Origin of the sequence: Vibrio makurazakiensis (assembly GCF_050337375.1) — a bacterium.
Lineage (GTDB): Bacteria > Pseudomonadota > Gammaproteobacteria > Enterobacterales > Vibrionaceae > Vibrio > Vibrio makurazakiensis.
Window position 1 is genome coordinate 1 of record NZ_JAKJSW010000146.1, and the last position, 10,991, is coordinate 10,991.

8 protein-coding genes are annotated in these 10,991 nt (G+C 44.3%); 1 reads left to right on the forward strand and 7 read right to left on the reverse strand.

Annotated elements, in window-relative coordinates; all coding sequences use genetic code 11:
- Positions 1-143: 143 nt before the first annotated feature.
- From L4C33_RS15275 to nirB, 3 genes are all read right to left on the reverse strand, one after another.
- The gene (locus L4C33_RS15275) at positions 144-959 is read right to left on the reverse strand and encodes a formate/nitrite transporter family protein (RefSeq protein WP_428813278.1); all 816 of its coding nucleotides are present in this window, start codon (positions 957-959) and stop codon (positions 144-146) included.
- Positions 960-1,085: 126 nt separating this feature from the next.
- Complete coding sequence (gene nirD, locus L4C33_RS15280; RefSeq protein ID WP_428813279.1) at positions 1,086-1,409, reverse strand: nitrite reductase small subunit NirD; 324 nt, start codon at positions 1,407-1,409, stop codon at positions 1,086-1,088.
- A gap of 15 nt (positions 1,410-1,424) precedes the next feature.
- On the reverse strand, positions 1,425-3,983 hold the full coding sequence (gene nirB, locus L4C33_RS15285; RefSeq protein ID WP_428813280.1) for a nitrite reductase large subunit NirB: 2,559 nt from the start codon (positions 3,981-3,983) through the stop codon (positions 1,425-1,427).
- Positions 3,984-4,607: 624 nt separating this feature from the next.
- On the opposite strand from nirB, the gene L4C33_RS15290 reads away from it, so the two are divergent.
- Positions 4,608-5,063, forward strand: coding sequence for a plastocyanin/azurin family copper-binding protein (locus L4C33_RS15290; protein WP_428813281.1), 456 nt, complete (start codon positions 4,608-4,610; stop codon positions 5,061-5,063).
- A 166-nt stretch (positions 5,064-5,229) separates the two neighbouring features.
- Here L4C33_RS15290 and L4C33_RS15295 read toward each other — a convergent pair whose 3' ends face one another.
- From L4C33_RS15295 to L4C33_RS15310, 4 genes are read right to left on the reverse strand one after another with little or no spacing between them, the layout of a single operon-like run.
- Positions 5,230-7,938 (reverse strand): molybdopterin-dependent oxidoreductase, encoded by a 2,709-nt coding sequence (locus L4C33_RS15295; protein ID WP_428813282.1) that lies wholly within the window; start codon positions 7,936-7,938, stop codon positions 5,230-5,232.
- Positions 7,939-8,523: an arsenate reductase (azurin) small subunit gene (locus L4C33_RS15300; protein WP_428813283.1), complete on the reverse strand. Its 585-nt coding sequence runs from the start codon at positions 8,521-8,523 to the stop codon at positions 7,939-7,941.
- Positions 8,520-9,686, reverse strand: coding sequence for a cytochrome-c peroxidase (locus L4C33_RS15305; protein WP_428813284.1), 1,167 nt, complete (start codon positions 9,684-9,686; stop codon positions 8,520-8,522). The genes L4C33_RS15300 and L4C33_RS15305 overlap by 4 nt, the downstream gene beginning before the upstream one ends.
- Entirely contained in the window at positions 9,673-10,671 is a 999-nt protein-coding gene (locus tag L4C33_RS15310) for a cytochrome-c peroxidase (protein WP_428813285.1), read from the reverse strand. Before L4C33_RS15310 ends, L4C33_RS15305 begins: the two co-directional genes overlap by 14 nt.
- Positions 10,672-10,991: the final 320 nt, after the last annotated feature.

Genomic DNA, 10,991 nt, shown 5'->3' on the forward strand with positions numbered 1-10,991 from the left:
TGATTAGGGAAAGTATTATAACAAAACAATCTATCGCGCTTACGAGGGAACCAAGCATCTGGTTTTACACTGGAATCAAAAAAGCCCCAAGTATTCACTTGAGGCTGAAAGTTCGTTCTAACGCGTAACTCTAAACGCCTAGATTATTTAGCGTCAATCGCAGGTGCAGTTTTAGCGTGTGTTAAGTATAGAGGAACACATGTCAGTAGAAGACCACCAACGATGTTACCTAGGATTGTYGGGATAAGGTTGAAGTTCAACCAAGTCGCGATACCGAAGTCAGCGCCCAGAATCATACCCAGTGGGAATAGGAACATGTTTACCACTGTGTGCTCAAATACAAGTGCGAAGAAGATGAAGATTGGGAACCACATCATAGCTACACGGCCAGCAACTGTACGTGCTGTCATGTTACCAATCACACCAAGACATACCATTAAGTTACAGAAAATACCGCGAACGAAACAGGTAATCCATCCGTCCATGCCCATGTTTTCAAAGCCTAGGCTACGCGCTGTAGAAACTGCGATGAACTTTTGCGCTACCGCATTTGGGTCTAGAGAGAAGTTACCTGTTAGAGAGATTGCAACCAGTACAGCTACGATTAGAGAACCAATAAGGTTACCTAGGCCAACAAGTCCCCAACAACGTAAGATACGACCCCAAGTAATTCCTGGGCGGTTATCAAACTTTGCCAGTGGCGCTAAACCAAATACGCCCGTTACTAGGTCGTAGCCCATCACACTTAAAATAACGAAGCCCACAGGGAAGACAAGTGCGCCAACAACACCCATACCCGTTTGTACGATGGTTGTAATTGCAACAACAACTGCAAGAGAAAGAATGATACCAGCCATTGTGCTGCGGATCAGGAGATCACGACTACTTGTTTTTGTTTTTGCTTCACCCACATCGATCATCGTTTGAACGAACTCAGCCGGTTTAAAATCAGTAGACATAAATTGCCCTTATTCAAAAGTTAAAATTAAAAGTTAAAATCGGATAGGAAAAGGTTCTAGTTGCCGAACTAAGGCAATGTCGATAACTAGAACCCTTGATCTATCAAATCTTATGAACCGCGCCGGTTATGCAGAGATTTCAACAGTACGTTTAGTAACACGAGCTTTGTACGCTTTCACGTTGAAGTTTTCGTCTTCCATGCACACACCTGTTGTCAGGTTAAAGCGTTGCTTTTTAAGTGGACTCGCCACCCAAAGCTCTTCTTTGTGCTCAACAATCAAGCCACGTGATAACACGTTAGATTGGAAGTAAGGGTCTGTATTGCTAATCGCTAGTACTTCTTCTGCCTTAGTTGGGCGGAAGATAGCCACTTGCTCACCAGCAACCAATGCACAAACACCTGTACCTGGAATAATGTCTTCGATCTTACAAACTTTGGTAAATGCCATGATGTCGTTCCCTAATTAAACCAGTTCAACGTGAAGGATGTCGCCCTTCGCTTCTGGGTGTTTTTCTGTGAATGTCGCAGGGCGGTGTTGTTCACGGCCATCTTCAACAAACACTACGTTTTCATCACGGTCATCAGCGTTGATGAAGTGTGCAAAGCGCTTAAGTTGAGCTTCATCGTTGATTGTATCTGTCCACTCACAAGCAAAGTTGTCTACCAGACCAGCAATGTCAGTTTCAAGTTGGTCGTTGATGCCAAGCTTGTTGTCTACAATCACTTCACGTAGGTAATCAACACCGCCTTCTAGGTTGTCCATCCATACCGAAGTACGTTGCAGTGGAGCAGCCGTGCGGATGTAGAACATCATGAAACGGTCGATGTATCTGATCAGCGTTTCTTGGTCTAGGTCGCTTGCAAGTAAGTCTGCGTGACGAGGTTTCATACCACCGTTACCACATACATACATGTTCCAGCCGGCGTCAGTTGCGATAATACCTAAATCTTTACCTTGAGCTTCAGCACACTCRCGAGTACAGCCAGACACACCAAACTTCATCTTATGAGGAGTACGGATGCCTTTGTAACGGTTCTCGATCATCACGCCTAGGCCAACTGAATCTTGAACACCGTAACGACACCAAGTCGAACCAACACATGTCTTCGCCATGCGAAGTGCTTTTGCGTAAGCTTGACCCGTTTCGTAACCTGCAGCGATTAACTTCTTCCAGATTGCTGGTAAGTCATCTTTCTGAGCACCGAATAGACCGATACGTTGTGCACCCGTGATCTTGGTGTACAGGTTGTATTCTGCAGCAACATCAGCAAGAACGCTCAGTGCCTGAGGTGTTACTTCACCACCCGCCATACGAGGGATAACAGAGTAAGTACCATCTTTTTGCATGTTACCTAGGAAGTTATCGTTGGTATCGTGCAGTTTCACTAGCTCAGGCTTAAGGATGTGCTCACCCCAGCAAGAAGCAAGAATAGAACCCGCTAGAGGCTTACATACTTCACAGCCGTAGCCTTTACCGTATTTCTCTAGTAGTTCATCGAATGTTTTGATTTCTTCGATGCGAATTAGGTGGAAAAGCTCTTGGCGAGAGTAAGCAAAGTGCTCACATACATCGTTCTTCACTTCAACACCGGCTTTAGCAAGTTCAGCGTTTAGCACTGAAGTCACTAGTGGAATACAACCACCACAGCCAGTACCTGCACCGGTTACTGCTTTGATATCGCCGATTGTGTGATGACCTTCAGCAACCGCTTGAGCGATCTTGCCTTTAGTCACATCAAAACAAGAACAGATAACTGCAGATTCAGGAAGCGAGTCTGCGCCAAGTGTTGGCTTTTCACCGCCTGCGTGAGCAGGAAGAATTAGAGCATCTGGGTGTTCTGGTAGGTCGATTTCGTTCAGCATTAGCTGAAGAAGATCGCCGTAGTCAGACGTATCACCAACCATTACCGCACCAAGAAGCTTCTTGTTGTCTTCAGAAACGATTAGGCGTTTGTAAACTTCTTGCTCTTCATTTTGGTAAACGTAGCTCTTACAACCAGGAGTACGACCATTCGCATCACCAATTGATCCAACTTTCACGCCCAGAAGCTTCAGCTTCGCAGACATGTCAGCACCTTCGAAAGTGCTTTCGTTACCTACAACATGGTCAACAGCTACTGTTGCCATTTTGTAGCCTGGAGCGACTAGGCCGTAGAACGTTTGGTTCCAAGAAGCACACTCACCAATAGCGTAAATGTCTTTGTCTGTCGTTTGACAATGGTCGTTAATCTCGATGCCGCCACGAGGTGCGATACCTAGGCCCATCTGACGAGCAAGTTTATCTTGAGGGCGAATACCAGCAGAGAATACGATGAAATCAGTTTCAAGCTCTGTACCGTCTGCAAAACGCATAACGTTACGAGCTTCAGTGCCTTCAGGAGCAATTTCAAGCGTGTTCTTACTTGTATGTACGTTTACGCCCATACGTTCGATTTTTTGACGAAGCTGATTACCACCAGCAAGATCAAGCTGCTCAGCCATAAGCTTTGGAGCAAATTCAACAACGTGAGTCGTTACGCCAAGTGCTTTTAGTGCGCCAGCCGCTTCAAGTCCAAGCAAGCCACCACCGACAACCACACCAGATTTAGAGTTTTTAGCTGTTGCTTCAATCGCTTTCAAATCTTCAATAGTACGGTACACAAAACAGTCTTTACCTTCGTGGCCTTTAATTGGCGGAACAAATGGGAAAGAACCGGTTGCAAGGATCAACTTGTCGTATTGAATTTCACGGCCAGTGCTTGAGTAAACTGTTTTCTTTTCACGGTTAACGTTGATAGCACGTTCACCGATCAGCATGTTGATGCCGTGTTTCTCGTAGAACCCTTCTTTAACTAAAGAAAGTTCGTCTGCAGTGTGGTGTGAAAAGTAAGAAGAAAGGTGTACACGGTCATAGGCTACGCGAGGTTCTTCACAGAAAACTGTGATGTCCATGTTCGTAACATCTGTCTTCTCGACTAAATCTTCGATATAGCGATGGCCGACCATCCCGTTACCGATTACGACTAGCTTCATCTTGCTCATAAGAATTCCTGAAAGATTATAATTTCTTAACTGCATGAATAATGAATTATGAAAGAAAATGAAAATATGATGTAAATCAATTACGAAAACGAACTACCCAAAAGGGGTAGAACAAAAGAGGTAGATCCGCTCAATAAACGGTCAAAGCAAACGAATAACCGTAGTTTCAGTCAGGTTTAGCGAGGTTTTATATACATTTTGATGCAAACGGCAGTATGTTGTAAATTTACAAAATCGGCAAACAACAACGTAACTAAATGACAATTATTTTCATTTACAGACTTATAAATAGAATCTAGGGGCAGCTTCCCCTTCTTTCCGTGAAAAAGTATGTTTAATTGTGAAAAGCTTTTCATTTCTGTATCACATTTAAGCTGAATAAGTTCTACTGCATTTCTCTCATACAAACTCAACTATTGATGTAGAAAATACGCCATGAACTATTCGACAACATTCCGTTAGCTAGGGTGAGTAAAAGCATATCGAGAGATTAGTAAGTCAATTTGATTGATCCAACACAAGAATCAATAAGATTCACCCAGATGATTATAAAATCAACTTCCAAGCACCCAGTGAATAAATTAGCATTGTTGAAAATAATTCTTATTTAACAGAGCCAATACGATGCGTGTACTTTTGCTAATCCTATCTATTATCGCTACTCCAGTTCTTGCCGAAACCAAAGTTATCAAACAAGTCATGGACATGAACTCTGAAAACATCGATAAGATGTATCAATTTATCCCCGATTACGTCGAAATCGAACCTGGAGACAAAGTGCTCTTTAAAGGGACAGTCGGCTCTCATACTGCGCACAGTATCCAAGGGATGCTTCCTGACGGAGCAAAGCCTCTTATGATCTCAGGGTCAAACGCTCAGGAAATCACATTCGATAAACCTGGTGTATACGGTATTAAATGCAAAGTACATCATAGGCACGGAATGGTGGCACTAGTCGTTGTGGGTGATCCCAGTGTAAACATAGAGGAAGCTCGTATCGCGGCTAAAAAACGTGTGAGCCGTCGAGCTCAAGATAAAATGCAGGGGCTATTGGATAAAGCAGAACAAAAGATTCAATAACGTCAATTGAGCCAAAACCAACAGACAAGGTTTTGAATCTAGCCGTTTAATGCAGAATAAAGCTATCCCATAAAAGCAGCGCCAACGGGCGCTGTTTTTCTTATATCTAAACTGTCATTCGGATCTAAATGAAACACCAACAAGGGAAAACGGACATAAATTTCCCTTAAACAATGTTACGTGGAGCAAAAGAAAAACCTTTAAACTCCCGCTTATATTTGGATTCACCAATTCTCTTTATTTTGGCTACACCCATTTTGTAGTTATAGTTACCACTGATTTGATCAACTACCCTTGTCGTTAAAGCGTTGGCTGGATTCTTCATGTCCATCATATTGCAATACAATACGCCTCTTTTCGTGGTAGAGGTTACAATCGCTACTGCTTTAATCTCTGCATAATCCAATTGGATATGCCCACTTTTCATCAAATTACTGAATTGAAAATCATCGGTTTCGACACCGAGAATCGTGTCTTTAAAATTGGCCACACGTTCCGAGTAAACCAATACTTCATCGCCAGCTTCTATACCCCGTTTTGCTGCATCTTCTGGGTGTACTTCAATCCAGTTTTCAGGCCAGCGATGAGTGATGTAAGGCCTACGCTCTGTATCATCAAAACCCGATTGCCAAATTTCGTTGATACGACCATTTGAAAACCACAACTCGTCCTGTTTCGGTGTAAGCCAACGATGGAAGTCACTAAACAGATCCCAGGGATGTTTTTGCAGGTTCACCTTCCCTGTCTGACTATTAAACTGGGTAAGTTGTTTACGCATAATATTCGCGCCTTGAGGACCATCTTGTAGCCCTTTGTCTACCAGTTCATCCCAGCTCATTTCAGTATCATGAAGGCGCTTGGTTCCGATGAGCTTTTTAGTATCGTAGTTATAAAACACGGGGCCTTGGATACCTTCCGTACCAAATTCAGCAAGCTTTTGATGAAGCGTTTTTCCTTCAGCATGTGCAGCAACTTTGATCATATTAAAATCTTTACGGCTGCCGCGACTAAACCGCGATGATTCCTCAGCAACGTCGTTAGAGTTTTGCCAATCAAAGCCATCGTAGCCCATTCGAGTTGCCATTTGACCAACGATCCACCAATCGGGTTTCGCCTTTCCCGGTGCATCTGAGAACTTCTGGTAAAGACGTAACCGACGTTCACCATTAGCGCGAATGAAATCTTCCTCTCCCCATGTCGCGGCAGGGAAAATGATATCGGCAAATTGCTTGCCTATCGGATCTCGCAAGTAAATATCTTGGTTGATAACCACCATGCCACCAGAGTCTGCACGCTTTTTAAGGGTGTCGATAATATGTTGTTTATCGCGTCTAATGGCTTGATGAGGGTTACGAGTCGTTAACTCTATGAACTTCTCTTTTAATCCATAGCTTCCACACATCGATTGGATCCAAGTAGTACCAATCACATGAGCCATGCGGGTATGCCCCGAGTAAAGGTATCTATCGGTATCAATAGAACGCCTACGTCTGCCTGCGACTTTTTCAGGTGATTTGTTTCTTGGTAATTTTCCACCAGCTAATCCACCGCGTTGATGCCCACCAAAGCGGCCTATCACGCGACCTTCTCTACCACCAGTCCCTATGATCGTTGCGAGAGATGCAATAGCATTAGTGTTGCCCGTATTATTTGACCAATAGAAGCCCTTTTCTATACCAATCGAAGCTTTGACTCGTTTACCATTAGCGGGCTTAGCTAACATCTCAGCCGCTTTGTAAATCTTCTCGACATCGATACTGGCAATTGAAGCGGCATACTCAGGGGCGTATTCTTTTTGCTCCAAATTCCATTGCTTATAATCATCAAAGCCATCGGTTTGGAACTTGCCCCAAGTGGTTCTCCACTGCCATGGAGTGTTACGTGTACCCTGACCAAAACCAGAACTCGATTCCCATTTATTATTAACCCAATTCTCAATCCATTCTTTATCTTGCCAACCTTGTTCAAGGATCACCCGCGCAATCGCGCCGATCACAAGGTTATCGCTGCCGGGGTTAATATCGAGGTGTAATCCACCTTGAGCTTTTAGCCACGCAATCCCTGCCGTTTCACGAGGATTCAAAATCACCGTTTTCATTCCGCGGTGAACCGCCGGCATGATGAACTGCGTAAAGATAATCGTTTTGGTCTCATACGGATCGGTTCCGCATATCATCAAAGTATCTGCCGCGCCCCAATCATCATAACTAGGTGCGAAATTATCAAAGCCTGCATCTCTAAAGCCCGGCGTGGCAGTAACATCTGATGGCGTATCGTGAARTGAAAAGTTCGCTGTATTTACATGACGTAATGCATACTTTGTTATCGCGTACGTGTTTTCAATATACTGATAGGAATACGTTTTAACGCAATAGCTGTTTGAACCGTGAGTATCAATCACGTGTCGGCCAACTTGGGCAGCAATGTCGAGTGCAAAGTCCCACTCGACAGGTTGTAACTGACCATTAATACGAACCAAAGGTTGCTTCAAACGATCTTTCGTTGGTGTATCGGGGTTGTATAACTTTCTTGCCAATAGCCCACCACGAACCGAAGAGTCTCCTCCTTTGTTGACGACTTGGATATCTTTGTCCGCGACCACCACCACATGGTGTGGTTTGTCATTGTGCGAAACAATATTATGTTGCTGGGGAGAAACCCAAGCTTGCAGTGCATGAACAGGAAAATCGACACCGAAAGCATTTTCATCGGCACGAGGTCCGCCAGAGTTGCTGCCAACAGGCCATCGATAAACCTTATAGCCGCACGCGACAACGCAATAGTCGCAAGCCGTTGTGATCACTTCCGCGTTTACCGGTGGAAGTAACGTACTTGTCGGTGCAAGGTATGATTTGTTTTGATCAGGTTGACTCACTTAGCTGACCTCCACGTCGATTAGGTTTTCCATTCGACCAAAGATCAATCCCATGACTCCCACCGCATAAATATCATCACCTTCGAGTTCCAGTAGCACTTGAGGCAGGCTTTCGAAGGCTTGTCCGGAAACCATAACTCCATGACGACGCAAATCGAAAGTCGATAGATGGAACGGACATTGCCCCACAATACGATGCTCTCCCATCGCCTTGTACGCGCCAGTTAAAGGGCCGCCTTGATGAGTACAAGTCATAGAGTAGGCCACAATGTCACGCTGTCGCCCTATCCCACCGCCACATTCAATATCAGCTTTAACTAGCATAGCAATTGAGTTTTTTCCTTCATCTGGGTATTGAAAATGAACTGGATCATGATTATTTAGCTCACTTAATTTGGCGACTTTTTTACGAGGGTAACCAACAACGCGAGCTTCAACATTCGCCTCAGAACTGGTGCCAGCAAACAATGTGAGAGGCACCATCGACACCGCAGTAGCTGCGCTAGAATAGAGCAAAAAATCACGTCGCGACATCATGCATTTGTTGTGTCCTTTGCTGGAGGTTGAATTAGAATTAACGCTCATTTTTTAGCTCCAGTAAGTTGCTCTTTGGTAAATAACGCTTGGTATTCAGGGATTGTCGGCTCATCAATAAAAATCTGTTCACCTGAAAACGCCTCGACAAAATGAAGTAAGTGTTTCTTGTCTTGTTCTGTTAATCCAAGAGGTTGAATCAAAGCGGATTTTGTCTGGGGAAACCCTGTTGTACGTCCATCATCAGCTACCCCACCACGGTTGTAGAAATCAATGACCGCTTCTAGAGTTGGGAGGGTCCCATTGTGCATAAACGGCGCGGTGTACTTGGTATAACGCAAGCTAGGTGTACGAAATTTCCCTAACATCTCTTTACGTTTCGCACGAAAGTAAGCACCTGGGTCGGCCTTTGTCGTACGGTACATCTGTTCGGTAACACCTTTAGAATACAGTTCAAATCGGAAGGTTATTTGTGCTAAGCCATCATCGCTCCACCAAGGGCTTGGAGGGATGCCAATGTTGTAGAATTTTTGGTCTGACGCCAACGGTCCATTGTGGCAAGCTATGCAATTCGCTTTGCCTTCAAACAAGGCTTTACCCTTTAGTTGAGATTCAGATAATGCACTTTTATCTCCGAGTAGGTATTTATCAATTGGAGCATCACGTTGAACCATAGTGCGTTCAAACGCTGAAATAGCACGCCACGCATTATGAATTTTCGGTGTATCGTCACCAAACACCTGTTTAAAGCGCTCTACATATTCCGGGACTAACGCCAAACGAGCTTCCATAATGTCGTCTTCACCGTTGCCAGCGACCGCACCTTTTGCGGCGTCTTTGGCCTGCGCTTCTAACGACATAGCACTGCCAGCCCAGAACAGCTTGTCGTAGTAAGCCGCATTAATAATAGTTTGGCTATTACGCCAATGAACCGTACTCGGATACCCCATAGAAAGGTCGTCTGGAAACCCCCAACCTTGGGACTGAATATGACACCCAGAACATGGGCTTGTGGTATCACCGCTTAAACGACCATCGAAAAATAAGATCTTTCCTAACTCTATTTTTTCGGGTGTTTGTTTGTTATCGGCAGGAATGGGCACTTCACCTAGAGGCGCGAGTGTTAGGTTGGCATAAGCAATGGCTGGAAATAACCCAATTCCGGATAGCCCAAATAGCACTACACGCAATACAGAGAATTTAGTTGCGAGCATTTGACCAATCCTCCGTATATTCATAACCAAAGTCATAATCTAGCCATTCGTACTTTTCGCCCACTAAAGGCTCACCAGATAAAGATTCCAAGAACGCAACTAACGCCTGTTTTTCTTGTTCTGTCAGAGAAAGTACGCTTAATCGAGAGTCTTTGTTAGAATCTTCGCCCCCGCCTTGGTTATAAAACTCAACCACATCTTCAAGTGTGTGTAACATGCCATTGTGCATATACGGCGCCGTCTGAGTAAGCTCTCGCAGTGTTGGAGTCATAAATTTACCTCGGTCACTACCATCGGCTTTGTGGGTTTGTACATGAGCCCCAACATCACGGGTTAGCGAAAGGTAATCTTGAACGCCCATAAACATGTTGTAAGCAAGAAACGATTGATGTCGCATCGGATCAAGAAATACATCATGATTTTCCGGTACACCCGTATTGTGTGCCTTTCCATCCGTGAACATAGGACCACTGTGGCATTGACTACACCCCGCTTTCCCAGAGAACAATTGCTTCCCCTGCGTTGCTAGATCGTTAAGATCACCCTTGTCAAAAGGGACGTTTATCGAAGTCAGTGTTTTCAAATATTCAGGTAGGGCTTTGCGAACGCCTCCATTCGACGGTTCACCAAGATTTGCGGCTTTAAACATTTCAACGTAAATAGGGTCTTGTTTGAGTCGCTCTTGCATCAAACGCATGTCCATATTCATCAGCCAATCTTCCGTGATGTTTTCTCGAACCACATCATTAAGATTCGTACCGATACGACCATCGTGAAACCATACTTCCTTATAGACCGTATTAATGAGTGTTGGCGCATTACGAAACCCATCACTCCCTGTATACGCAGGGCTTAAAGGTTCTGGAAAGGAGAAACCATTCGCCGGTATGTGGCAACTGGAGCAAGATATCGAGTCGTCCCCCGACAAGCGCGTATCAAAAAACAGGCGTTTGCCTAATTCAGCCCTTGCCGGATCTATATTCATTGGAGGCAAAGCAGCGTGTAGAGTCGCAGAGAAAAAGGCGCACAATCCAATATAGCCAGTTCGTGCAAAGCTTGTTCGTATCAAGCYTTTTCGCGAGCAGCTTTGTCGTGAAACGCTCATCGGCATTCCTTTTCTGGATTACTATCAATGAACCCTATTATTAACACATGAAACATTAAAGATATGATTAGGATCATACAACTGGAAATGATAAGAGTTATTATTCAAACTTGTTAATTCAGTGGTGCTTAAACAAATGTCTCTAGATAAATTCCTTCACAAAGTTGAACACAGCTACACGACCGGGGACACATCTAAAC